Source organism: Affinundibacterium baiyunense, assembly GCF_018139645.1.
Lineage (GTDB): Bacteria > Pseudomonadota > Gammaproteobacteria > Burkholderiales > Burkholderiaceae_D > Undibacterium > Undibacterium baiyunense.
In genome coordinates this window covers 366,407-392,667 of sequence record NZ_JAGSPM010000003.1, presented here as the reverse complement: position 1 = coordinate 392,667, position 26,261 = coordinate 366,407, and the positions used below count along the sequence as shown (strand labels likewise).

21 protein-coding genes are annotated in these 26,261 nt (G+C 45.5%); 8 read left to right on the top strand and 13 right to left on the bottom strand.

Annotation, left to right across the window (positions count from 1 at the left end):
• The first annotated feature begins 267 nt into the window (after positions 1-267).
• From KDM92_RS07320 to KDM92_RS07310, 3 genes are all read left to right on the top strand, one after another.
• Positions 268-1,176 (top strand): retroviral-like aspartic protease family protein, encoded by a 909-nt coding sequence (locus KDM92_RS07320; protein ID WP_212683723.1) that lies wholly within the window; start codon positions 268-270, stop codon positions 1,174-1,176.
• A gap of 26 nt (positions 1,177-1,202) precedes the next feature.
• Positions 1,203-3,344 carry a peptidase domain-containing ABC transporter gene (locus tag KDM92_RS07315; RefSeq protein WP_212683722.1) on the top strand — a complete coding sequence of 714 codons (2,142 nt, stop codon included), beginning with the start codon at positions 1,203-1,205 and terminating at the stop codon, positions 3,342-3,344.
• 112 nt (positions 3,345-3,456) lie between these two features.
• A complete protein-coding gene (locus tag KDM92_RS07310; protein ID WP_212683721.1) occupies positions 3,457-3,726 on the top strand; it encodes a hypothetical protein in 270 nt (89 codons plus the stop codon).
• Between the two features lie 206 nt (positions 3,727-3,932).
• On the opposite strand, the gene KDM92_RS07305 is transcribed toward KDM92_RS07310, so the two are convergent.
• The 7 genes from KDM92_RS07305 to KDM92_RS07275 all read right to left on the bottom strand — a co-directional run bounded on the left by KDM92_RS07305 (position 3,933) and on the right by KDM92_RS07275 (position 12,631).
• Entirely contained in the window at positions 3,933-5,399 is a 1,467-nt protein-coding gene (locus tag KDM92_RS07305; protein ID WP_212683720.1) for an N-acyl-D-amino-acid deacylase family protein, read from the bottom strand.
• Positions 5,400-5,433: 34 nt separating this feature from the next.
• Complete coding sequence (locus KDM92_RS07300; protein WP_212683719.1) at positions 5,434-6,753, bottom strand: amino acid deaminase; 1,320 nt, start codon at positions 6,751-6,753, stop codon at positions 5,434-5,436.
• A 19-nt stretch (positions 6,754-6,772) separates the two neighbouring features.
• Entirely contained in the window at positions 6,773-8,092 is a 1,320-nt protein-coding gene (locus tag KDM92_RS07295; protein ID WP_212683718.1) for a sugar MFS transporter, read from the bottom strand.
• Positions 8,093-9,062: 970 nt separating this feature from the next.
• A complete protein-coding gene (locus tag KDM92_RS07290; RefSeq protein WP_212683717.1) occupies positions 9,063-9,836 on the bottom strand; it encodes an SDR family oxidoreductase in 774 nt (257 codons plus the stop codon).
• Entirely contained in the window at positions 9,837-11,018 is a 1,182-nt protein-coding gene (locus KDM92_RS07285; RefSeq protein ID WP_212683716.1) for a hypothetical protein, read from the bottom strand.
• A gap of 81 nt (positions 11,019-11,099) precedes the next feature.
• Positions 11,100-11,492 (bottom strand): RidA family protein, encoded by a 393-nt coding sequence (locus KDM92_RS07280; RefSeq protein WP_212683715.1) that lies wholly within the window; start codon positions 11,490-11,492, stop codon positions 11,100-11,102.
• A gap of 137 nt (positions 11,493-11,629) precedes the next feature.
• The gene (locus KDM92_RS07275) at positions 11,630-12,631 is read right to left on the bottom strand and encodes a 2-dehydro-3-deoxygalactonokinase (RefSeq protein WP_212683714.1); all 1,002 of its coding nucleotides are present in this window, start codon (positions 12,629-12,631) and stop codon (positions 11,630-11,632) included.
• 428 nt (positions 12,632-13,059) lie between these two features.
• Between KDM92_RS07275 and gcvA the strand changes: the two genes are divergently transcribed.
• Positions 13,060-13,944, top strand: coding sequence for a transcriptional regulator GcvA (gcvA, locus tag KDM92_RS07270; RefSeq protein WP_212683713.1), 885 nt, complete (start codon positions 13,060-13,062; stop codon positions 13,942-13,944).
• 103 nt (positions 13,945-14,047) lie between these two features.
• Positions 14,048-14,464, top strand: coding sequence for a hypothetical protein (locus KDM92_RS07265; RefSeq protein ID WP_212683712.1), 417 nt, complete (start codon positions 14,048-14,050; stop codon positions 14,462-14,464).
• A 131-nt stretch (positions 14,465-14,595) separates the two neighbouring features.
• Here the strand turns inward: KDM92_RS07265 and KDM92_RS07260 are convergent, their stop codons facing one another.
• The 6 genes from KDM92_RS07260 to garD all read right to left on the bottom strand — a co-directional run bounded on the left by KDM92_RS07260 (position 14,596) and on the right by garD (position 21,008).
• Positions 14,596-15,159, bottom strand: a complete 564-nt coding sequence (locus KDM92_RS07260; RefSeq protein ID WP_212683711.1) for a papain-like cysteine protease family protein — start codon at positions 15,157-15,159, stop codon at positions 14,596-14,598.
• A 106-nt stretch (positions 15,160-15,265) separates the two neighbouring features.
• A complete protein-coding gene (locus KDM92_RS07255) occupies positions 15,266-15,994 on the bottom strand; it encodes a hypothetical protein (RefSeq protein WP_212683710.1) in 729 nt (242 codons plus the stop codon).
• A 459-nt stretch (positions 15,995-16,453) separates the two neighbouring features.
• The gene (locus KDM92_RS07250; protein WP_212683709.1) at positions 16,454-17,782 is read right to left on the bottom strand and encodes a S41 family peptidase; all 1,329 of its coding nucleotides are present in this window, start codon (positions 17,780-17,782) and stop codon (positions 16,454-16,456) included.
• A 1-nt stretch (position 17,783) separates the two neighbouring features.
• A complete protein-coding gene (locus KDM92_RS07245; protein ID WP_212683708.1) occupies positions 17,784-18,251 on the bottom strand; it encodes a MarR family winged helix-turn-helix transcriptional regulator in 468 nt (155 codons plus the stop codon).
• 274 nt (positions 18,252-18,525) lie between these two features.
• Positions 18,526-19,341, bottom strand: coding sequence for an NAD-dependent epimerase/dehydratase family protein (locus tag KDM92_RS07240; RefSeq protein ID WP_212683707.1), 816 nt, complete (start codon positions 19,339-19,341; stop codon positions 18,526-18,528).
• Between the two features lie 98 nt (positions 19,342-19,439).
• The gene (gene garD / locus KDM92_RS07235; protein ID WP_212683706.1) at positions 19,440-21,008 is read right to left on the bottom strand and encodes a galactarate dehydratase; all 1,569 of its coding nucleotides are present in this window, start codon (positions 21,006-21,008) and stop codon (positions 19,440-19,442) included.
• A gap of 520 nt (positions 21,009-21,528) precedes the next feature.
• On the opposite strand from garD, the gene KDM92_RS07230 reads away from it, so the two are divergent.
• From KDM92_RS07230 to KDM92_RS07220, 3 genes are all read left to right on the top strand, one after another.
• Positions 21,529-22,206: a FadR/GntR family transcriptional regulator gene (locus tag KDM92_RS07230; RefSeq protein ID WP_230408215.1), complete on the top strand. Its 678-nt coding sequence runs from the start codon at positions 21,529-21,531 to the stop codon at positions 22,204-22,206.
• Between the two features lie 239 nt (positions 22,207-22,445).
• A complete protein-coding gene (locus KDM92_RS07225) occupies positions 22,446-25,154 on the top strand; it encodes a TonB-dependent receptor plug domain-containing protein (protein WP_212683704.1) in 2,709 nt (902 codons plus the stop codon).
• A gap of 259 nt (positions 25,155-25,413) precedes the next feature.
• The gene (locus KDM92_RS07220; RefSeq protein WP_230408214.1) at positions 25,414-26,259 is read left to right on the top strand and encodes a rhamnogalacturonan acetylesterase; all 846 of its coding nucleotides are present in this window, start codon (positions 25,414-25,416) and stop codon (positions 26,257-26,259) included.
• Positions 26,260-26,261 lie beyond the last annotated feature (2 nt).

Here is a 26,261-nt window from a genome sequence, read left to right as displayed (position 1 = left end):
GGGATTGCTCCTTATTCATTTTTGCATTGTTGCTATTGAGTGGAAAATGATGGTTTTAATTACAGTTTCTTCTTCTACGGGATCAGCATTATCAGCATGGATACTGTCGCGATATAGCGCACCAAGAAATCGGAAAAATAAATGAAGAATGATAATTATTTTGTAGAAAACTCGGTCCACAAATTGATCTTGTATTTTAATCAAATGGTGATTAGTCGAAACTTTGTTTATAGATCAACCAAGTTAGACTGGTTTTTTTTTCTGACGATGGCAGTTGTATTAAGTCGATATTGTGGTGCAACTGAACTGAATTGTGAATATAAAAATCTTTCGATCATTCCAATTCAATTCTCTGGTAGCTCATTACTGCCCACGATAGAAGGAAAGATCAATCAAAAAGCAGCAACGATGCTGTTGGATACCGGATCTGGCCTTACTTACCTCATGCCGGCTACAGCGGAAAATCTGAATTTGCGTGTCGGGAAACCCACCAGTGTCGCGTATGGGGTTGGCGGTGTTGCGAGTCGGTCTGTAACACGTCCAGATAGTTTTGAGATCGGTGCTATTCGTTCGAATCGACCCTATTTGTTTGTATTAAACCGCATGGGTTTTACTCCTTACTTTGATGCAATCGTTGGTGTTGACTATTTGTTGGCGCTAGATATGGAAGTAGATTTCCAAGCTAAGCAAGTGAAGCTCTATAAAGCAAAAGATTGCACGACTTATCCTAGGCCCGATTGGGCGACTAACGAAGTTGCTTTTTTGGATGTAGATAAAGACGACGATAGACCACAATTTAGGATTAGCTTGAATGGAAAGCTCATGCGAGCCATTGTTGACACAGCCGCAAAGTACACGACCATGAGCCTCAAAGTCGCAGAAAATCTTGGTATTACCGAATCATCTGGCCGCCTCTTGAGTCCTCAGTTTGCGGTTGGTGTCGGTGAGGGAAAATCTCAAACGTGGAAAACAACGATTGATCAAATCGAGATTGGGGACGTTATTTGGAGAAATAAGGAAGTAAGTGTTGGAAATCTTGCCGGAGGCGATGAAAAGGCACCAGAAATCATTCTTGGAAAAGATTTCTTACTTGAACATAGGATTTTGTTTTCCATGGGAAGTCGTCGTTTGTACCTATCCCCGTTCAAAGATTTGTCGAAAGGTCAAACGGACTAAACTTTTTTTGAAAAACAAGATATATCATGACCTCTGCTATTCTCCAAACCGAATCTTCAGAATGTGGCCTAGCATGCCTAGCGATGATCGCCAGCCATTTCGGTTATCACACAGATCTTGCTGATTTACGCAGTCAATTTCCCATTAGCTTAAAGGGAGCAACCCTAGCGCAATTGATGCGTCATGCTTCTACAATCCATCTCAATTCGCGTCCTTTGCGATTGGAACTCGAAGAAATGTCCGAGTTGGCTTTGCCGTGCATTTTGCATTGGAATTTGAACCATTTTGTCGTCCTCAAAAAAGTCAAAAAAGATCTCCGTGGTCGCATTACTTTGATCTTGCTTGATCCGGCAGTGGGTGAGCGTAAAGTGTCTTTGGAAGAAGCATCACAACACTTCACTGGTGTAGCACTGGAACTCAGCCCTAATCCAGAATTTAAAGCGAAAGATGAACGCAAGCAGGTGAATTTGCGTGATTTGACGGGGCCGATTATTGGCTTGCGTCGGGCGATAGTACAAATGCTTGCTTTGGCTTTTGCTTTGGAGATATTTGCGGTCGTTGCACCCTTGTTTAATCAGTTTGTGATTGATGATGTGATCGTCAGTGGCGATCGTGAATTATTGGTTGTATTGGTGTTTGGTTTTGCATTATTAATGGTGACACAAACCGCGATCGGTCTGGCGCGTAGTTGGTTTTTGATGCGCTGGAGTATGGATGTCAGCATGCAATGGTCGGCGCGGGTGTTGGCGCATTTGGTGCGTCTCCCGGTTAGCTATTTTGAAAAGCGCCATTTGGGCGATGTCGTATCCCGATTTGGCAGTATCGGTGCAATTCAAAACACGTTGACCAGCATGTTTTTAGAAACCGCCTTAGATGGTTTGATGGTGATCATGGCGCTGGGCATGATGGTGATGTACAGCGTGAAGTTGACTTTGTTGGTGGTAGCCGCGGTCTTTATTTATGCGCTATTGCGTTGGGCGTTTTATCAACCGTTTCGTGAAGCCTCGCAAGAGCGTCTGATTTTGTCGGCTAAAGAAAGCAGCCATTTTTTAGAAACCATGCGGGCGATTACGCCTTTGAAATTGTTTGGGCGCGAGACCGAGCGCTTAGCGCGTTGGCAAAATCTGAAAATGGATGTTCAGAATCGCGATATTAAAACGCAAAAAATGTCTATTCTGTTCAGCGTGAGTAATACCTTTATCTTTGGCATACAAGGTTTACTGCTGTTTTACATCGGTGCAGGTTTGGTGATGGAGAACGCCTTAACCGTGGGTATGCTGATGGCGTTCTCTAGCTATGCAGGCACCTTCACCGGACGGATTTCTAATTTGATCAGTTTATTCGTCAGCTATAAAATGTTGAGTATGCACAGCGAGCGTTTGGCCGATATCATTTTAGAAGAAGCGGAGAAAGAGGCACTGGTCGAGACTGATGTGTCGAGGATTCAAGCGAGTGTTACGCTAAAAAATGTGAAGTTTCGTTATGCGGATGGTGAACCTTGGGTGTTAAATGGTGTGAATCTGACGATTCCTGCTGGACAGAGCATCGCTTTGGTTGGGCCTTCTGGCTGTGGCAAAACGACTTTGTGTAAAATTATTTTGGGTTTGCTTAAACCGACGGAAGGCGAAGTCTTGATCGACCAAATTCCGATTACGCAATTAGGGCTGAGCACCTACCGTAAGCTAGTCGGAACCGTGATGCAAGAAGATGTTTTGTTGGCGGGATCGATCAGCGACAACATCGCATTTTTTGATAGTCACAGCAATCAACCGCAAGTCGAACAATGTGCGAAGGCTGCTGCTATTCATCAAGATATTGTTGCGATGCCGATGGGGTATCAAACCTTAGTCGGTGATATGGGAAGCAGCTTGTCGGGTGGTCAAAAGCAGCGTGTCTTATTAGCCAGAGCTTTGTATAAGCAACCAAAAATTTTGGCGCTGGGTGAAGCGACTAGCCACTTGGATATCGACAACGAACAGCGCGTCAATCAAGCGCTCTCGCAGTTATCCTTAACTCGCATCATGGTGGCGCATCGACCAGAAACAATCAGTGCTGCTGAGCGGGTGGTGATGTTAAAAGATGGGCTGGTGGTGGAAGTTCGTGCCGCAACGAACTCTTTTGCAAATGATCATGTTGCGAAAAATGACGATGACACTTTGGTGGCGTGATTGATCAGAGTTTGATGCTTATGCACTTGATTAAAACTCAGTCGCTGTCAGTGAATTTTCATTTAAGATACTGTTGATTGAGTTGGATTTGACAACTATGGACCAAATATTTATGAGCACAACACTTTTTTTAGCTATACAAACTTTGGTGCTCTTTCTATTTGCGATGTCTTTGCTACCTTGGCTGCTTAAACGAGGCCATTGGGCAGTGTCAGTGATTGTACCCATCGTTGTTTTTTTGATTTTTGCTCAAATTAATCCAAATAATTTTGATCTTATCGGACGGCTTTGGCGTGGATTGGGAATCGGTGTTCTTTGTGTGATCTGGGGTATTGCGAACTTCTACCTATCGAAACGCGCCGAAAAAGAATCAACGACATAAACAAGAGAATGAGGAAAAATTTTTAAGCATTTTGCTTTTGGTTTGCGAATGCCGTTCAGCGGAGCAAGTAAGTGTAAAGCTAATTATTGTGACGGCAGGAATCTAGCGATCTCACAATTTGCAGATACCTGGCTCATGCCTTCGTGTTTTTTGGTAGTTCCCTTATTACTGGCTAACCGCACACTAACACTGCTGTGTGCTTCACTTTAAGTTTGATTTGGAAAGCGTTCGCTTTGTCGATCTAAAAAACGTCCTGCTCTAATCGTACTTGATTTGCCGTTTGCCAAGGCTATTGTGCCATTGACTAATACCCAATGAATGCCCGTTGCTGCTTGTTTCGGTGATGCAAATGTCGCTTGATCCGAGATGCTTGCCGGATCAAAAACGACTAAATCCGCCCAGCAATTGAGGGCAATACGCCCGCGTTGCTTTAGTCCAAAATGGTCTGCCGATAGCGTGGTCATGCGGCGTACTGCTTCTGCTAGTGTGAACAGTTTTTTGTCACGGCTATAGTGACCTAGCACGCGTGGGAACGCGCCCCATAGGCGTGGGTGTGGGTGACTGTCGTGCGGCAAACCGTCGGACCCTATCATGGTGTGTGGATAGCTCAATACTCTTTCCACATCGTCTTCACGCATTTGAAAATACACAGCGCCAGCTGGATGCAAGCGTCGCGCTGCTGTTTTTTGATCGACGCCCCATTCGGCTGCGATGTCCGCTAGATCACGTCCTTGCATTTCTGGATGTGGTTGCGAGAAGCTAATCATGATGCGAATCACGCCATCGACATAATCAGGATCAAGCACGGTGGAACCAGCGGTGTATGGATAAGCATCGAGTCCAATCGCTTGTGTCTTGCGGCGCTCGGTTACGTAAGCTAATGTTTCTGTGCTGCGCCCCCAGTTAGCGGGGCCAGCACACTTATGATGCGAGAGGATGACGGGTAATTTAGCGGCTTGTCCTGCGTCGCATGCCTCAGCCAATGCATCGAGCACGCCATTATATTCATCGCGAATATGCGACGTATAAACGCCGCCAGCAGCTGCACTGATTTTGGCTAAAGCAATGACTTCAGAATTGTCTGCAGCTTTGCTGGTTTGATAAAACAAACCTGAGCTAAAACCTAATGCCCCCGCATGCATGCCAGCGGCGAGTATGTCTTGCATGACTTTGATTTCTTCCTCAGTTGCGCCACGCGCTAAATCTGCAACGGCATTGACTCGCAAAGTCGAATGGCCAATTAACATGCCAACGTTGACTGCCGGCTGCGCTTGTTTTACTGCTTTCGCATACTCTTGAACGCTGGCATAACGATAGTCTTTTTGTGTGCCGATTAAACTTAATGGTGCAGGTGGTATTTTGTCGGCGAGCCACGGCGATAGACTGATGCCGCAATTGCCTGTGATAACGGTCGTTACGCCTTGTGTGAGTTTGGGTAACATGGCGGGTGCATCAATTACTTCACGGTCATCGTGCGTATGTACATCGATAAAACCAGGAGCAACGACTAGTCCGGTGGCGTCTAGAGTTTCATAGCCGTGCAAACTCAGTGCAGGAGCAATCGCGACGATCTTTTGATCTGCGATGGCGATGTCAGCACGGTAAGGCGCAGTGCCACTGCCGTCGATGACGTCTGCGTTGCGGATGATGATGTCGTAGGTGACTGTTTGCATGACTTTGTCGTTCGGGCGTGACCCGCTCCCCATATCAGAAGAAAGTATTGATCGCCGATTGCACTTGATACTCATCGTCGACCACTAAGATCAAGGGCCATTTATCAAAAGTTGTACACGGATGGGAAATGCCACAGGCGACTAGATCACCGACTTGCAGTGTTTCGCAGATAGTGCTGTCTTTTGGCAAGCGCAAATAGGCGTGTTGGTCATTCATTTTTTCTATCTTGCAGCCCGCCGGCAAATCGATTGGAGCCGATGTCTTACCTGGTCGATGCGTTTGCACTGGAAATGGTAAATCGATGTCATAAGAGGCATCGCGCTTGCCCATCGTTAGGATCGCTAGATCAGGTTCTGGGCGCGATTGCACCATGCTCCAGACTTCTAAGGCTGGGCGCAAATTATCTTCGTCAACAGCGCTTTCTCGCGCTTGCATCTCATGCAGCAAGTGATGGTAGAAACCATGATCATGGGTAATGTAGCAGCCACTTCTTAAGATCGCTGTCACAGGACGTGAAAGTTGCAGCTTGGTTTCAAAGCCGCGTCCGACCAAATCAAAATATGCCGAGCCTCCAGCGGATAGCAAAATGTGCTCACCGCCAAATAAGCCTTCGGTGTCGGCTTGCTGTGTGAGTGCGACCAAATCATTGATGAATGTGCGGACTGCGAGCAAGTCTTGATCGCGGTGTTTGCCTACTAGTAGGCCTTCATAGCCTTCAATTCCGGCTAATTGCAAGTAAGGGCTTTGATGAATCGCACGCGCCACAGCTAAAGCATCAGCTTGACTGCGGCAACCCGTGCGCCCACCTGCGAAACCAAGCTCAACCAACAGCGGCAACTGGCGCGTGATTCCGGATTGTTGTACTTGTGTGGCGATGCGTTCGACGCCATCAAGTGAGTCGGTTAGCGCAAAGAATTCAAAGCTTGGATCTGCTTGCATCAATGCCAGTACGGCTTGCGTGTCGCTGCGACTAATTAACTGGTTCGCTAATAAGACGCGTTTCACACCAAAGCGATGCGCAATCAAAGTTTGATTCACCGTCGCTAGCGTAATTCCCCACGCGCCATTTTGTAATTGCATATCAAATAGCTGTGGTGACATGGTAGTTTTTCCATGCGGTGCTAATACGACTTGCATACGCGCGCAGAATTGTTTCATCCACGCTAGATTATGTTGCAAGGCCGTTTGCTTTAGTACCGCCACTGGAAAACTAGTATCTGCGTTTAAGACATTCCAATTTTGTTTTGGAATGTCTTGTTGTTGCAAAGCGCTCTTTAGTGCCAAGCCTTTGGTACCGGGCAGTAGGACTTGTTGTTGTAATGAGTCGAGATTCAGCGTGTGTGTAGTTGACATGGTGATTCAAGTAAAAAAATTATTTCCAGCTAGTGATCTTGTGCCCTTTGATCGCATAAAACAAGATCATGGCGTAGCAAGGTAGCATCATCCAATAAGCACTTTGTGCACCGCTACGATCGGAGAAGTGGCCATATACCATAGGCAGAATCGCGCCACCTGCAATGCCCATGATCAGCAGGGCGGAACCCGCCGCAGTGTACTTGCCTAGACCTTCAAGCGCTAAAGGCCAAACCGCAGGCCAGACTAGTGCATTAGAAAAACCCAAAAGAGCCAGAAACATCACTGAATTGGGTACGACCGGAACTCCTGCCCAACCCACTAAAGCTTGCGCAATGCTATTGTCAGTCGATGAGCTTAAAGCGACGCCCGCGGTAAAAAGAATACCGCTCAGTGCAGATAAAATCAGTGCGCTTTTTTGTGATAACAATTTAGGAATCGCGACCGCGCCAAGTAAATAGCCAACCACCATAAAACCCATGGTGTAAGAGGTCAATTTTAGAAAATGTTCAACTCCGAGATGTTGGCCATACAAACCTATCGTATCGCCCGCGATCACTTCAACACCAACATACGCAAATAAAGTCACTGCACCTAACACCAGCTGCGGAAATCGCAGCACGCCAAAGCGGGTGGTACTACTACTTTCGTCATCTTGTAAATCGAGATCAGGTAAAGAAGAAAAATGAATGATCGCCATGAAAATAAGCAAGCCTATTGCCATCACGATATAGGGCATAACTAAACGTGCGGCGAGATCATCGCGCAATGCTTCACGTGCAGCATGATCCATCGCCGCTAACGCCGCTGTTGAAGTTGTGCTTTGATCGATCCCAGACAAAATCAATGCGGTGAACACCATCGGTACAACTATGCCAGCGCCTTTGTTAAACAAACCCATGATACTGATACGCATCGCCGCGCTTTCACGTGAACCTATGCAAACGATATAGGGATTGATCGCGGTTTGCATCAAGGTCATGCCAGTAGCAAGCGTGAACAAGGCAAGCAGGAATAAGCCGTAGTAACTGGTTTTAGCAGCGGGAATGAACATTAACGCACCGATTGCCATCACACCAAGGCTTGCGGTCATGCCATTCTTGTAGCCGATGCGACTGAGTACCGCTGCAGATGGCAGCGCCATGACGGTATAGGCAATATAGAACGCAAAGGTGACCCATAGCGCTTGGAAGTCATTGAGGTCGCAAACGATTTTTAGAAAGGGAATGAGTGAGCCATTGAGCCAAGTCACAAAGCCGAGAATGAAAAACAATAGGGCGATGAAAAACATGGCGACTATGACTTGTTTTTTAGATTGAGTTGGTGCGTTGATGGTCATGGTTTTTCCGTTTTTTTGTTGGTGGTTCTCGGTGAGTTGAGAGTGTCTCTTTTGGTTTGTTTGTTGCTATAAATCTTGTTCCGTTTTTTTACTGGTGATAGTGCAATTGACCGTTTTTGGTTGAAATTGTTTTTATAAGTTGCATTAAGTTGGTTGCTGAATCTTTATTTTTCTTGATATATCTTTTTGGTTGCTCATCGTTTGCTGGTCGGGGGTAGCCCGACAGCTACTTACTTTTCTTTGCTTCGCCAAAGAAAAAGTAAGCAAAAGAAAGGCGACCGTAGACTCGCCCCTTCGGGGTGCTTACGCTCCGCTTCAGCATAATTTGTGCATCACAAAAAATGGGAAAGTGTTGAAACTCGCCTTCGGCTCAAACAACAACACTTTCTTATCCATTTTCTGTGACGCACAAATTACATCGTCTCAAACGGGGGTAGGTCAAAAGCAAAGTCAAAAGCAAAGTCAAAAACAAAGTCAAAAACAAAGTCAAAAACAAAGTCAAAAACAAAGTCAAAAACAACAACCATCAACGGCTAATAGAAAAATGAGATACCGTCGATACTTCAATTTCTTTCAGCTACCCCTCGCTGCATGTAACGTCATTCCCGCGAAGGCAGGGATGACGCCCCGATTTTTCTAGCTCTATTGAACGACATCGCGGTTGATACTGTTTGTGTTGCTGTTGTTTTTGACTTTGCTTTTATCCACTTCTGACACTGCCAATTGTGCGAGACAGAAAATGGATAAAGAAAGCTTCGATGTCTGAGCCGCAGGCGAGTTTCGAAGCTTTCCCATTTTTTGTCTTGCACAATTGGGAACCCGAAGGGCAGTGGCAGCGTGGTCGCCTTCTTTTGCTTACTTTTCTTGGCGAAGCAAGAAAAGTGAGTGGCTGTTGGGCCACCCCCGACCAACAGACCCTAAGCAATCCAAAATCCAAAACCAGCGATCAAACAAAAAAACAACCCAACCCCTAAATCTCCTCCTGCGTCAACTCCCGAGCAAATACCTGATTCCCCGCCATCAATCCACCATCCACTGGCAACACCACTCCCGTGATTACTCTCGCCGCATCAGACGCCAAAAACATGACCGCATCTGCAATATCCTCAGGCGTCGCAAAATCACGTAAGGGATACCATTTTTTTAAATCCTCAAAAACCTGCGGATTTTTATCGACGCGGGCTTGCCAAGCTTGGGTCTTGACTGTGCCTGGGCACACCATATTCGCCCGTATCCCAAAGCGTCCAAATTCCATCGCCAGTGCTTTGGTATAGCTAATCAAACCAGCTTTCGCTACGCTATACGCCGGATGTCCAAACGAAGTCATGCCATTCACGCTACCGATAATTACGATATTCCCTTTGCCTGCTGCTTGCATTGCTGGGCGAACTGCTTCGACGGAGTGGAAGGTACCGTTCAGGTTCAAATCCATGTCTTGCTTCCAGCTGTCTTCTGTGGTGCTTTGCAAAGTCAATGCTTGTGCGGCGCCTGCGTTGGCGACTAAGACATGTACTTCACCGTGTTTTGCTACCGCAAGATGTAAAGCTTGTTTTAGTTGTTCTGCATTTGTGATATCGGCCAGTACCGCGGTGCATTTTTCTATACCAAGTTGTTCAACTAAAGCGTTTAATTGTGCCGCTTCGCGATCTTGTGCATACACATGGTCCCCCGCGTTCACAAAGGCTTGGCAGAGTGCACGACCTATGCCGCCACAGGCTCCGGTGATGAGAATATTTTTGGCCATTTAATTTTGTTCCTTGAGCGTGTTCGCTAAATGATCAAGCTGGTACTGCGGTAGTAAGCCGTAGTTGTAGAAAGCAAAGTCTCGAATGCCTAAAGCTTGTATGCCTTTAATTGCGGGTGCTAAATCTGCACCTTGATTGAGATCGGGTAAGCCAGGGCGCAAGATCGCACGTATTTTTTCTGGGTTGCCAATTTGGCGTAGGCTTTCCCAAGCGTCGGCGATGGCACGATTGGCGCTTGGCTCATAAAATGGAATTTCGAGATAGTCAGCGACTTCAGATAGCGCTTTTAGATCACTACCTTCGGTCCAGCATGCGGCTGTTGGGCGTTGTACTGTGGGTATCACGGCTAACTCGCATTCACTTGGAATTGCTGCACGAATCGCACTGACTAGCTGCGTCACACGATCTTGTCGTATACTGATGAACGCTAATAATTCAGGATCGCTTAATAGATCGGATTGGGTCCAACTAGCTGCTTGATCTGTCTGAGCATCGGCAGGTAGCGCCAGATAATTATGAATGTTGGCTTGCACTCGCGTTTGTAGCGTATCAATTGCGATGCCTTTTTCTTTTGCTGCGCTGGTACATGCATCGCAAAAACACATTCCTAGCATGTTATCTAACCACGTATTGCTCGCCACTTGTGCAAACTCATGGTGATAGCCATGTGCATATGGTTGCCAGCCAGGAGTTTCTAACACGATGCTGTTCAAGGCATGTTGATGGCTTAAATCTTTACACAAATTCACCGCATAATCGAACACCGCCGTGTGCATTGGACACAAACTATAAACGTAGGGATCACCGTAGGCATTTTTTACGGTGTATTGTGGGAATGCAGTGCCCAAGCGGGTGTTGTGTAACAGTACAGTCCAAGCATGAACTTTTAATCTGCCGTCTTGCAATAAAGCCGGTAGTACAGCACGCATTGCTTGATCACTATGCGCTTGCGGTTTGATTTCGCCATACGCTTGAAGATTTGGATCAAAATAAGTCACGCCATCTTCTGGAAAAATTACGCGTGGTGGATGCTTGGCATGTGGACGTATAAATTTACCGGCATGATAAGCAGTCGCTACCGTCACATCAGTGATGCCCATACCGAGCATTTCATCAACAAACTGAGAAACGCCAATATCAGCAATATCCCAAGCGTAGGTATAGAGAGAGCGGTAGGCCATCTTGTCGGCATCCTTGAATTAGTGGTAAAACAGTGATGAATTTGAGTGTCGGTAGCAAGGCTGAAGGTGCTTTAGAGTGGCTTAAAGCGGTTTATAGGCGGTGACTTCAATCTCAACTTTGCAATCAACCATCATGGCCGATTGCACGCATGAACGTGCTGGTGGATGTTCGCCAAAATACTCGGTGTAAATACGATTAAAGGTCCAGAAGTCACGTGTATCGTCAAGCCATACGCTGACTTTGACCACATCACTTAGTTCGCAACCTGCTAGAGCTAATACTTTTTTAACGTTTTCCATGGTGCGGCGGGTTTGTGATTCGATGCCGCCAGTTTCGATTTCACCATTCTCTTTCATCGCTACTTGTCCGGAACAAAACACAAAATCGCCAGCACGAACTGCTGGTGAAAAAGGTAGTCGTTGTCCACCTGCACCGGATGGGATATTGCCAAGGCGAGTGATTTCTTTTGTCATGTTGTACTCATCAAAAAATAGTCATTACTGTGATTGCGCGGCGGGGCACAGCATACTTGTCTCGCGCGCTCTCGTCATTGATCGTCGTATGGGTAAATTCCCTAATTTACTTCGCTTAATAGCCTAAGCTTTTCACATCACTTAATTAAGCCGCGTGCGGAGGCAACTAAAATTGCGCCCTGTCCTGCTAAATGGGCTTGGGTTTCATCCGACACGACGGTGATTTTTCCAGAGAAATAATCGTCGTTATTGATCAAAATCGCCAAGGCTTCTTTCATGATGGGTTTGCCGCATACGATCACTGGTGTGCCGGGCATCATCTTGATTGCCGTGCTATTTTTGAGCGTCAATAAGTCAGCACCAAGGATTGCGCCCAACAAGAAATTGGCGCGATCATTACGTTCATAAATCGTGAATTGATCTAGTGTGCGCACGTTAAAGCAGGTGCGTCCCAAACCGATAGTCTGCGCTGATTGCGCACCAGCCAACAGCATCTCTTGATTGATGGAGGTCGCAAATTGCGAATCGAGAGATTGCGCCAAAATAGTATTGTGTGTGATCACATACATCAGTTCGCCAGCAAGTGTGGTGACGCAACCAGTGATACGATTTTTATCGTCAATGCAAACAAACTTGGAGTGTGAACCAGGCATCACCATCATGGCGGGACCTGTTATACAGAGTTGATCAATCACACTCATGACTTCAACTTCTTCACCGCGCATCATGTCCATTGCTTCGCAATTATGCAAGCCGATGTTCTCTACTACATTGCGCACGCCCGGTACAAACCAGATCGGTTTTGAAAACACTTCAGGAATCGTCACCGATACCATGCCTCGTGCTAGTTGCTGTAAACCAGCGGGCGCCAATACGTGCGGCAATTCAAATAATCCGACATTGGAACTAATCATGCCAGAGCCGATCACAAGATCGATTTGTTCTGCATCGACCTGCGCGCTGGCGAGGGTTTTATTGATGGTGTTGCGCACCCCATTTTGTAATTTTTCTCGATTGCCAGTGATCGCGGTATCGCGCACGCCAACCTCGCAAGCCTCGTGAGCCAGCACTTGATGGTCTCGCCATAAAGTGACGCGGGTATTGGTGGTGCCGGTGTCGATGGTAATGATATGAGTCATGTCGAATAAGACCTAAATGAAATTAGTGTGTTGCAGTACGACAGCTTTAACTTCGTGATGCCGAAATCGATGGCATCCCACTAGAAACCGATGTGTCGTAGTGCAACTTAATTAGATGTTTAGCAGCTTAACGGTGCAAAGGCGAGGGAGCAAGCGAGGAATATTTGAGATGTCATTAAAAAAATCTAAATGAAATTGGATTTGCTAACTGATCAGTCTGGCAAGATTCTCATATTTATAGACGAGACCATGATTTGGCGCTAATTTTATCGCAATTGTAATTTTAATAAAATGATCATTACTGCTTAATTTAAGTTCGAAAATTTCCTGATAGAACGAGGTTTTAGGGACAACAATTAAATTTCAAGCTTTCATTAAATTTTATTAAATGAAGTTCTGATATGGTATCGGTTTTCAACGAGGGTAATATGTCTAAACGTCTTCCACCACTAAACGCATTGAAGGTTTTTGAAGTCGCTGCACGGCGATTAAACTTCACGCGTGCGGCGGAAGAATTACATGTGACCAATGCTGCGGTGAGCCATCAAATCAAGTTATTGGAAGATTTTTTGGGATTGGATTTATTCCAGCGCAGCAATAATGTATTGAAATTAACCGAGGCGGGTGAGCGCTATTTGCCGCGTATTCGTGAGGGTTTTAAGATTTTTCAACAAGCGACGGATACGCTGCTCAATGATAATAATGTCTTGCTTCGTGTTGGCGTACCACCTTCATTTGGTTCTAAATGGTTGGTTCCGCGCTTATATCGTTTTCTAAATCGTCATCCGCATATTCGTGTTGAAATCGTCTCCGAAGTCGATCGTAGTTATCGTGATTGCGATATCTCTATTGATTTTCGTCGTACACAATTTGCTGATTTTCGGATTGAACCATTTATCGCAACCGAAGTGTTTCCAGTGTGTAGTCCTGCCATTGCAAATAACATTGCGCAGCCTGCTGATTTAAGTAAACAAACCTTGCTGCACGAAGTCAGTGCAATGAATGATCCCGATTATCCAAGTTGGCAATCTTGGTTTTCAACCCTGGGTGTGAATGATAAAGATGTACGTAAGGGCCCCTTATTCACACTCGCTTTGATGGCGTTGCAAGCGGCAATTGATGGTCAGGGTGTGGCCTTAGGGCAGGCATTATTGGTTGAGTATGATATTGCCGCAGGGCGTTTGGTTCGGCCATTTCATGTGGAGACACCGCTGCGCTTGGATTATTACCTGATCTATGCGGCGGACATGAAAGAGAATGCCGCATTCGTGGCTTTTCACCAATGGCTGATCAGCGAAGCACAATCGCGTTGATTTGGGCGCTATTTAGGTCTCTATCAGTATCGAGCTAACTTTTTTTCTAAGCTTTCCTGCATCTTTGCTCTCATCATACTTTGATCACGTTTCTGGTTTTTCTATGGGTTTATTCGCACCGCATATTCTAGTTTTGAACACGGCATCGTTGTCAAACGCGATGCCAGCGAATTTGATGACTGAGAGAAATGCATGGCTCAGCGCGATGAAAAAACAAATACTGGCATTATGTTTTCCAGACGAATTTTCGAAGGAAGAATTTGCTGATACCCCAAGCACTTGCGCGGTGATTTGTCTTGAAAATTTGCATTCAGCACAGTCTTGCTTAGCTTATAAAGAACTTATTTTCTTCGGCAAATCTGCAGTATGTATTGAGCATGCTTTGCGTTGTTCTGGCCATGCGGAAAGCATGATGGTGATTGGAACTCGCTCGCTTGAGCATGTCGCATTGCAGTTAGATATTTGTCTGCACCGATTTTTAAAATCACTTGAAAAGTCAGTTGATCAAAATAAGCACTAAACATCACCTGTAGAAATCAGTTATAAGAAAACAAATCGAATCACTCCAACCACCGAGACGCAAGTAGCCAAGAAAAAACAACGCGCAATCCATCTTCATCACATCAAAGATTGCGCGATGATTTCAAATCATTAGTTGGTCACAGCAGTGTTATACCAATAGCGATCAGAGGCAGACGCTGTGCTCGCATAGGTTCTCACATAAGCGCCATTGCCAGGCCACGGATCATTTATGTACAAAGTTGCGCCATTGTTGGTGTAACCTTTGACGACAACAAAATGACCGCCACCACCGGTCCACTGCCATAGCAAAACATAAGGGCGATTGGCATTGATTTTTGCAGTTGAGTTTGCTTGTGACAGGCGACCAACTACCGAGGAGTTCACACCCCAACCATTCAAAATATAGGTGATGGTATTGGTTGGTTTGGGTTGATTGGCAGGGCTGTTCCAATTAAACGTAGTATTGCCACAAGCGTAGTTGATACCGATTGCGTAATTGACTTCTGCACATTGGCTTGGCATTTTGCCGAAGAAATTGAGTACCATTTGACTAGCGCCTGCCCAGCACCATTGGCTATGTTCTTGCACGCGCAAAGGAACGTTGAGATTTTTTGTTTGTGCAGAAGCATAACTACTGACTGCTAACACAGCCACTATAGAAAGAAGTTGTAATCGATGAATTATTTTTTTCATGGTCTTGTCTCCGAGACGGAATGAGCTTGATCATCACATAGCATAGCGATGTTGGATCAAACGGTTTTTTAATTGAGAATAGATTTCAAATAGATGATGCTGATGTTTATTTGCCAAAGCGCTCTAAGTGATTGCGTACCGCATTTTGCAAAGCCGGCAGCACATCTTGACTCGCAGCCAGTGGCGTTTCCGCATTGACCGCTTGAGTGCTGCGCAAAGATTGGCGTGCTGCGAGCAGGGGAGCAAAACGGGCGCGGCCTTCCATGTCTTTCACTTCCATGAAATCGGCAGTCGCTTGATAAATGCGAATAAAACGGAAAGCGTTTTTTCCCGCGAAATTTTGTGTTGAGACATGCAAGTCTTGCGCCAATTTTGCAGCACCAGCGCCATTTACTTGCCACTTGCCATTGATCTTTTCCAACTCAAGTAAGGCAACCGGATTGTTATCGACCAGCACTACAAAATTCCATACACCAGTGCCCATCAACATTTGATCAAATGGTCTTCCACCAGCCAATAGAGTTTGTGGATGGGCAGAATACACTTCAAAGCCAAGTCCCAATGTTGCATTTTTTAATTCGGAAATATCGCTGACATCGAATGGAAATCCATCCGGCAATTCGTCATTTTTAATGTCTTTGCTAATTTCAGAAATCAAATTACGTAAACCAAGATTGGCCGCATTACGTATACCAACAGGTTCTCTGGCGGCGGATGCTTTCGCTACCGCTTGTGCATCAAAACTTAGGCGTGCACTACCTGCACCTTGTGCAAGCACTGGAATAGACGTCAACATCGCTATGCTGATCGCTAAAGATTTTAGGGGAAATTTCATCGCTGTTTTCCTAGTGTAAATAGTTGTATGAGTAAAACACTTAAGCGAAATGACTAAGCGTTTCTTATCGGTATGCGGCTGAAACCATGCACCGCATTGGCATTACACGAGATTTAGGATGAGGAAAAAGCTGACTTAAACGAAAAGGAATAATGCAGATTTATATGAAGTGGCTCCACATCGGTTAGGTAGCACAGTGCATATCTGGTGGATTGGCAAAAAAGGTGAAAAGCGAAGCGTACAGAATTCGATTGGCGCCAAATTTAAAATGGCATTCTGAATCAAGATAGAAAACACAATTAACTGATTCTATGTTTTTACTACGCCACAAATTGTGAGTAAGCAAAATCAGTGTTCACTAAAGAGCAGGTAGTCGCAGAAAATGATGGCAACTTCTATACTTTTATGTCGGTTTTTTAAGTTCGACAAAAAAACGATATTGATCGAATTTAGTAAAAGTTAGTTCGTCACCCGCATCGATACAAACTCACTACCATTGTCGTTAATTATCTTTAAGTTGACTTGATCATTTGTGCCATGAATAAATTCGATACGAAAGTAGTCGAATTCGTCCACGCGAAAAAGATTTTCAGACATGGGAATTAGCTTGCAATTCGTACCTTTCCAACGCAAGTAAAGCTGCCCATCTTCGAAGATAATGGATTTTCCTTCGTAGTTTCCAACAAATTTCTTTAAGTGCTCTTCGGTAATTTGTATAGGTTTTAGGTTTGATTTTGCGGTCGCAAGATGCCATTTGTAGCTTGATGAATTTGCTGAATCAGTCAGCATGAGTTTCTCTAAAGCAAGCGCGTGCGCTATTGGCAAAGCTTGCGTGGCTGCTACCTTTAAGTCTGGGGCTACACCAACGCCTTCCCAGTTTGTTTGGGTTCTAGGATCGACTGGTCTTGCGTTTGGAATATGCGCGTAGAATCTTTTATCAATTATTTTTCCCGTCCACATATTTGCACCACCGCCTGTGGTTTCTCCTATTACGGTAGCTCTTTTTGTACTTTGCATTGAGTATGAAAAACCTTCAGATGCGGAGAACGAGAATTGACTAGTGAGAATGTAAACTGGTAGCTCTGGTCTACGTCGTCCTTCAACATAAGGAAAGGTAAGGTATTGTTTATGATCAGTCTTGTTACCTTGCCGTGTATAAAAATCAAATAAGAGTGTCGCTTCATCGTTGAAAAAGAAACTAGTCAAATATTGAGCTAAGTCTGATGCTCCACCTCGGTTGTATCGCAGATCAATAATGATTGCTGATGTTCCTTCAAAGAAGCGCATTGTGCTATTCAAGGTTTGAGCAGCATTTTTAAGGTCATAAAATCCAGTCAAATTTAGGTATCCGATGTTGCCGTCTAAAATTCGAAGTTCTTTGAAACCGAAATTATCTTGTCGTGCTTTATCTAGTTCTTTTTGCTCAAGATATTTTTCGTCCTCTTTACTCAACTTTGCTCGCGATTCATCTTCTGTGCGTTCAGGATCAAAAAACAAGTTGAAATGCTTGTCTTTAATCACGGACATGATGTCGTTTGTTAAGGCTTCTGCATATTTGTTTGGATCTGAAATTTTTTCATATGATCCACTTCTTTGCCTTGCATCGAGAAAGTCGACCGCTTTATGAGCCTTATCTGGAAAAATATAGTTTTCTAATAAGTTTGTTTTTAGCGATTGCAGCACCGCATATTTTTCGTTAGCCGTAAATTCGGGATATTTCTTTTGTGCATGTGATTCAAGATTGTTAAATACGGAAAGTAACAACAATATACGAATAAGAATCTTCATTTTATCGTCCGATTTTTTTTTGATGCGCCTCTTTTAACCGAGCGGCAAACGGCTTTTCTTCGAGTCGGGATGTAGCTGCTTTTATTATTTCAGTAAGAGAATGGGGAAGTTCGGATTCAAGTTCTTTTATTGCCTCGGTTGTTGCATCCCAATGAGCGGTAAGTAGTGGCAACATAGCTCGGCCATGATCTGTGAATCTCACAAATTTATGACGTCCATCTTTACTTTCAGAATTCACTTTCACAATGTCATCTTTCACCATCAGGGCAATGGTTTGGGTTGCCGCTGGTTGTGTAATGCCCGCTAACTTCGCAATCTGATTGATTGTAAGTGGTTCAGACTCGGTCAAGGCTCTTACGATAGGTGTATATCGTGGCCGATACCTCAGACCTGCCTCGGTATACGTCGAGGCGACTGCTGAGTCTAGTAAGTCAATTAAATGACGTAATCGTGTTCCAAGTTTTTCCATAAAGGAAAGTATATGCGCACTTATATAAGTGCGCAAGTAAAAATTAATTTACTCTAAATCGAGACGGTTTTCCTATGGGAAACTCGAAATAGCTAATGGTGTAGTTGTAGGGGGGGATTGGTGCTGGAGGCGGGGTGCTGGATATTATTTGAGAATCAAAACTAAAATTGCATCATATACACCTCGGTGCAAAGCATGGTTGATTGCGCCGAGGTGTTGAATAGCATTGATATGCGTTTCGATTGTTGGCCTTTGATTCGTGATTTTCGATTCGCTATATGTACTGCGGACCCGTCAGTAAAAATCCGCCACCTTGATAGATAGTGGTGATGTCGTCCTTTTCTGGATAGTCTCCATTGTCTGGGAATTTATGCGCGAATTGTGTTGAACTGTCTTTTGCTTGGTAGCCAAGATGACTTGCATAGCGGTTGTCCCACCAACTTGCGGGGTTGTCTGACATACCAAATGCAATCGTATGACCAACGCGTGGCGTGAACAGGCAGCAGCGCAGCATTTCTACCAAATCGTCATAGCTAAAGTAAGTGACTAGCATCCGCTTATTGATAGGCTCTGGGAAGGAAGAGCCTATGCGTAGGCAGACTGTCTCGATACCGAACCTATCATAGTAATAGCGCGATAAATCTTCGCCAAAACATTTGCTAATACCGTACATGCCATCAGGGCGGCGTGGGCTATTGGCGTCGATGTAATCGGTGGTTTTGTAGAATCCAACTGCATGGTTCGAACTTGCAAATACCACACGCTTGACACCCGCTTGATGAACAGCTTCATAGATGTTGTACGTACCTTGAATATTGGCACGCATGATGGCTTCAAAATTATTCTCAGTCGAGATGCCACCAAAGTGCAAAACAACATCGACATCTTTCATCAAAGCATGTACCGCTGCTTTATCAGACAGATCACATTGCACCACCTCTTCACCGGCTTGTGCGGCGCCCATATCGCTAATATCGCTTAAGCGTACGATCTCTGCCCAAGGCTTGATACGCTCGCGCAAAATGCGTCCGAGACCACCTGCTGCACCGGTTAATAAAATACGTTTAAATGGTTTTTGATTTGTCGTCATGGTCGTTCTCAACTATTTTGTATTATTAAATTCCTTCTCCTGCATGTGGGAGAAGAGATTTATCACGGTTAAATCTTTTTGTATTATTGGTGTCGTCATCAAGTAATTGGTGCAGGATTAAATAACACCAGCGCATTGTGTAACTTCCAGTACTCTGCCCAGGTCTTTTTACCACTAGCGACTTCTAGCATGAAGTGAAACAATTCCCAGCCCAATTCTTCAATCGTCGCTTCACCGCTGGCGATACGACCAGCGTTAATGTCCATTAGATCATGCCAACGTCGTGCTAAATCATTACGGGTAGCGACTTTAATTACCGGGACAGCAGCTAAGCCGTAAGGTGTTCCACGGCCCGTAGTAAAAATATGCAAATTCATGCCGGCGGCAGTTTGCAGTGTGCCACAGATAAAATCACTGGCCGGCGTGGCTGCATAGATTAAGCCCTTTTGTGTCAATTTTTCACCCGGTGATAATACGCCAGTGATCGCAGCACTGCCCGATTTCACAATTGAGCCCATGGCTTTTTCCACGATGTTCGATAGCCCGCCTTTTTTGTTGCCTGGCGTCGTATTGGCACTGCGATCGACACCGCCACGTTTGAGGTATTGATCATACCAATCCATCTCGCGGATCATGGCCTCGGCGATTTCTGGCGTTGCTGCGCGTGAGGTTAGTTGATCAATCCCATCACGTACTTCAGTCACCTCTGAAAACATCACGGTCGCGCCAGCACGTACTAATAAATCCGTTGCAAAACCTACCGCTGGATTGGCAGTAACGCCAGAGAATGCATCACTGCCGCCACATTGCACACCCACCACTAACTCAGAGGCTGGGCAGGTTTCGCGTTGACGTTGATTGAGTGTCGCTAAGTGTTTCTCAGCGGTTTGCATAATACTTGTGATCATGCTTTGAAAACCAATATGGCCAGCGTCTTGCAAGCACACTACATCGGGTTCGGTCTGCGTTTGTGCTTGTGCTTGTACCTGAATCGGGATCACTGATTTTGGAAACAATCGAGTCGGTTGTAATTTCTCGCAACCTAAACTGACCACCATAGTCTGTCCGCCAAAATTAGGATTGAGGCTAATGTTGCGTACTGTGCGTATTGGTATCATCGCATCCGGAGCATCAATCGCCACACCGCAGCCATAGCTATGCTCTAGTCCAACGACATCATCGACGTTCGGATACTTGGGTAATAGTTCTTCTTTAATTCGTTTGACCGCATAGTCAACCACGCCAGCCACACATTGCACTGTGGTGGTAATAGCTAAAATATTGCGCGTGCCAACACTGCCATCGGGATTGCGAAAGCCTTGAAAGGTATAACCTTCTAATGCCGTTAACTCAGGTGCTTTACGGTTCGCGATAGGAAGATTGTGAAGCTCGCGCGCTGGCGGCAACTGCACCATGTTTTCTTGGATCCAACTACCTGCGGCGATATCAGTTTGCGCATAGCCAATCGCCACGTTGTAACGGGTAATCGCTTGATCTTTGGCGATATCGATCAACGCAAGTTTATGTCCTTGTGGTACTGCTTCTATTAAGCGTAAGCCGTTTTGAAATTGCGTGCCTGCGGGCAGGCCGCCGTCGTTGACGACGATGGCGACGTTATCCTTTTCATGCATGCGTATGAATAAGGGAGTCGGTGTATCTGCAGCCATCTTTTCCTCTCTTCCAGTCTTTTTATTCGTCGTACTTTTTTGCCTTAGTCACACATCGTTGAATTTGCCAGTGGATTTTTTGATTCTGGTCTGACCAGTATTCTGTAATCTATTTGTCGTTTCACGACTACAAAAATCCTAACTAGTTATTCAGTTGTGATGCCAATCGAATGCACATGGTTGAAGTCTCGTCCGTGTTGCATTGCTGTTGTTTTTCTTGCTTATTTCTGGGTACTGCTACTGTGATCTTGATGGCTTAAGGAAAAAGACGCGCGTTGTACGCGATCGATTTCGACTCTCTTTGGAGCTTTCTTGATGTGGTGAGTATGCCACCAAAAAAAATATTTGGCTAGTCCACATTGCAAAATTGGTCTAACCACATTAGAATGGTCTTACCAAATGCGGCAAAATAGAGACAGCTAGATTGGCGCTGATAGGCTTTCAAGAGTGCAGCTTAACAAGTGGATAAGTGGAAGTAAGCACAGGTGGTAATTAAGAAGACGATGCAATGAGTAAAAAAATGTTTTCCGCAAGCGAACACGAGCCGCGCCTATATCGCGTGGTGGCAAATCGCATTCAATCTTTGATCGCGGAAGCAGGATTAGTTGCGGGAGATCGTTTGCCGTCGGAGCGTGAGTTAGCGGCGCGCTTGCAAGTCAGTCGCGCTTCGCTACGCGAGGCGGTACTGGCATTGGAATTAGGTGGCGTGCTTGAGGTACGCGGTGGCTCTGGTGTGTATTTATGCGATGAGCAGGTGGAAGAAGCGATACCTGAAGTCGGGCCCGGCCCATTTGAAGTATTGTCAGCGCGTCGTTTGATTGAATCAGAAGTGGTGGCGATTGCGGCGCGAGTTGCTACTGATAGTGCGATTGATGCGATTTGGAAAGCCGTATTAGAGATGGAAAAGCATCACCACAACCCAGCCAGTAATGAGCAAGCGGATCGTGAATTTCATTTATCGATTGCGCGTGCTACTGGTAATAGTGCCTTGGTTGGCACGATGGAATATTTGTGGAATCAGCGCGGTAGTTTATGGCATCGCTTGAAGGAACATTTTCAGACCGAAGAATTGCGTCAGCAAACCTTAGGTGATCATCGCCAAATTTTACAAGCGATTGTGGCACATGATCCAGCCGAGGCGCGGCGTGCCATGCGCGCACATCTTGAGCGCGTGACTAGAACTTTTTCACGCGGTTAGTGATGAATTGATCGCACTTCGTGCAGTGTTTTTGTTTGTAAGTGATATGCAATCGCTAGGCGCAAGATAGCGAACAGAATTTGTAGTAAAAATTGACCGCTCAGACCTCGGTGCAGCACGCTGCCCTTCGTCGCGACGGCAACGGGTACGCGAGGTACGCCGAATAAGGTCTCACCGTGCAAAGAGAAAAAATACTCGGCGATGGATGGGCTTCAATTTAAAAATAGTAGGAGACAGTGATGCAATTTAGCATGAAAAATTCAAAGAAATCACCAGTAAAACAATTGGCCTTGTCCGCAATTACCATTGCTGTAATGGGTCTGATGCAACAAGCTTCCGCGCAAGAACCCATGCGCGTTGAGGTAACAGGTTCGTCGATCAAACGCCTTGCAAGTGAAGCATCTTTACCGATCACCAGCGTATCTGGTGAAGAATTTGAAAAACGTGGCATGACCACCTTAGCCGACTTGATGATGGCACTGCCGCAATCAAACTCATTGGCACCATCAAACGCTGGTTCTGGCACAAATATCAATTTGCGTGGTCTGGGCGTGAATCGTACTTTGGTTTTATTAAATGGTCGTCGTCTCGCCAATGAAGCGATTGCCGATGGCTATGCAAATCTTGATGTGATCCCAATGAGCGCAATTGCTCGCGTTGAAATTTTGAACGATGGCGCTTCTTCGATTTATGGTTCCGACGCAATTGGTGGCGTAGTTAACTTCATTACCAAACGTGATTTTAAAGGCGCCACGATTACAGGTCAGATTCTTGATCCGCAACGTGAAGGTGGTGGCGATGAGAAACGCATCAGTGCGACCGTTGGTGCGGGTGACTTGCAAAAAGATGGTTGGAACGTATACGCAACGATAGATGGTTTGCGTCGTAGTCGTTTGGCTGCATCTGATCGCGCTGAATTGACTTCGAATGAGTTGCTAAGCAGCATCGGTCGTGCGCCTTCATTGGCGAGTGGTGGCTTTGCTAGCCCTGCAAACTTTACGATTCCTAGCAATAAATCGTTTGCAGCAGCCAATCCTTATTATTCTAGCGGTTGCTTAGCGCCATACTCGATTCAAGGCGGTAAGAATACCTGCGTTATCGATAATCGCAATTACAACACCGCGATTTATGGTCGTGAACAATTAACCTTCTTCGCGAAGGCGACTAAAAAAATCAGTGACGATCACATTTTTTCTGTCGATTATTCTCGCGGCCAAGGTCAAATTTTTGGCACCAAAATTCCAACCACCAGTTTGGCTGCGAATGGCGTCACTGCTTTATTGCCATCAACCAGTAAATGGTATCCAGGCGGTAGCGGTGGTGTGCCTGCGGTAGCGGGTACCAATGGTGCTCCTTTATTGGTTACGTGGAGTGTAGCGGATGCCGGCATGTACATTACTAAAGACGAGCAAGTGAATCAGCGCTTGAATTTTTCTGATGAAGGTGTGATCGGTGGCTGGGATTACAAAGCTGGTTTAGTGATTGGTATTAGTGATCGCGTTGCTTATCTTGATTCTGGCGCATTAGATGGTCCGAAATTGTTGTCAGGTATTTCTACCGGCGTGCTGAATCCATTTGGATTGCAAGATGCCACTGGTAAAGCTTATCTCGATAGTATTTCACTCAATGGTCAAAAGTTGCGTGTTTCGCAAAGTACATTTACTGGTGTTGAATTAACTTTGAGTAAGCCAATCATGACTTTGTCAGCTGGCTCAGTTGGTTTGGCATTGGGTGCGGATTTCCATCGCGATACTACCGAAGATGTAAAAACCGATGTCGGCTTAGCGGCAACCTATGCAGCCTCCACACCTTCTCGTGGTCAGGGTGCGCGCAATGTCGCAGCTTTGTTCGCTGAATTGGAAATTCCTGTTACTAAGGCATTAAACGTTAACTTGGCTTTGCGCGATGATCATTTTAGTGACTTCGGTAATACGCTTAATCCAAAAGCGAGTTTCCGTTATCAACCAAATTCCATGATCATGTTCCGTGGTTCAGCGAATACGGGTTTCCGTGCACCGACTTTGTTTGATCGTTACGGTTATCGCCTGCCAGGTGCAACGACAACGACTTCATCAGCATGGGATGATCCTTTGCAATGCCCAAGTGCGACACCTGCGATTGCTAATACGGGTAAACCCTTGCCTGGGCTGGTTGCAGCGACGGTATGTAATGTGAAATTGCCTAAGCAAACCGGTAGTAATGCCGAGTTGGTGCCAGAAACCTCGGTCGGTGGCACCTTGGGTATGGTGATTGAACCAATGAAGAATTTGACGATGTCGTTTGACTACTGGCGTGTCACGATGGACGATATGCTGGCGAACTTGCCCGAGCAAGCTTACTTCTTAAATCCAAGCAAGTATGCGGCTTTCTTTGTACGTGATGAAACGGGCAAATTGTTGTACATCAAAAATACGACGATGAATTTGGGTGGTCAAAAAGCGGCGGGTATAGACGTGGCAACCAACTACACTTTCCCCAAATCTGATTTGGGCACATTTAAAGTGCAGTTGAACGGTACTTACTTAACGCAGTTCGACAATCAATTGGAAAAAGGTGGTGAATGGGCATCCAATATCGGTCGCTTTGGATTGGCTAGCAATGGCACGACTAGTAGTTTGCCAATTATCACTTTCCGTTGGAAACATAACTTGGCCTTGTCATGGTCAAACGGTAACTGGACATCACAGCTGACGCAGAACTACAACACGGGCTATCACGATCAGAATTTGGTCGCTGCGCAGTATCACCGTGATATCGAGCAATACACTGTGTACAACTTCACGATGAGTTATAAAGGCTTTAAAAACTTTAACATCGTATTCGGTGTGAATAATTTGTTTGATGTGAACCCACCAGTGACTAATCATAGTGGATACAACGGTTATTTGAGTAGTGCGGCTAGCCCATTAGGACGTGCTTTCAATACCCGTGTTACCTATACGTTCTAAATGACTCGTTCTAAATGAAGCGCTTTCATTTTTTAATTAGGTCGTAAAGGATGGTCAACTGCGTGTTTGTGCTAGAGCTTGAATAAGTCTAGAGAAAATCACAGGTTGACCACAAGAAAAAGCCCGGTATTCAAGCTGATCATATTGATCAAAAGATGCCGGGTTTTTTTTGATTTTGCTTCGATAAAAATACTGCTTGTTAGCTAATTAGCTTGTTCTTCGATTAGATAAAAAGCTAAATTACGAATATGGATCGACTATGAAACATCTTTTTTCTTCACATCATTTCCGTACCTTTCTGCGTATCACCTCCATCAGCTTAGCTTTATCGATGGCACACAGCAGTCACGCACAAACTCAGCTGCCATCAAGTGCCCCGCAATTGCGTGTGATTCTTGTCGGTGATTCGACTATGGCGACTAAGAGTGGCTACGGCGATGCTTTGTGCGCGCGTTTTAAGCCGGAGGTTGATTGTGTCAACTTGGCGCGTGGTGGTCGTAGTTCTGGCAGTTTTCGTGCCGAGGGTTTATGGAATCGTGTACAAGAATTATTAACGCAATCGGCTACTAGCGGCATCGGCACTTATGTCTTGATTCAGTTCGGACATAATGATCAACCCGGTAAGCCAGGACGATCGACCGATTTGGTCACCGAATTTCCAGTGAATATGACGCGTTATGTCAATGAAGTGAAACAATGGGGTGGGGTGCCGGTATTGTTGACACCATTAACACGACGTAGTTTTCGCAATGGTGTATTAGAAAATAACTTGAAGCCGTGGGCGGATGCGATCGAAGTGGTTGCACAACAGACGCAAACGGTGTTGCTACCTTTGAATGCAGAAAGTCATGCAGCAGTGCAAGCGATGGGAGAAGCTGAGGCAGATACTTTGGCCGTTGCGCCGCCACCTCCACCGGCTGCAAAAGTAGAGTCAGGTGCTACTGTTGATCCAAATAAAATCGAACCGCAAGGCGCGGCAAAGTCGGCTTTCGACCGCACCCATGTTGGCGTGAAAGGTGCTGCTTTTTTTGCGAATATGGTTGAAGGCCAATTGCGCCGTCAGATTGATGCAATGAGTCGGTTTTTACGAGCAGCAGGAGAATAATT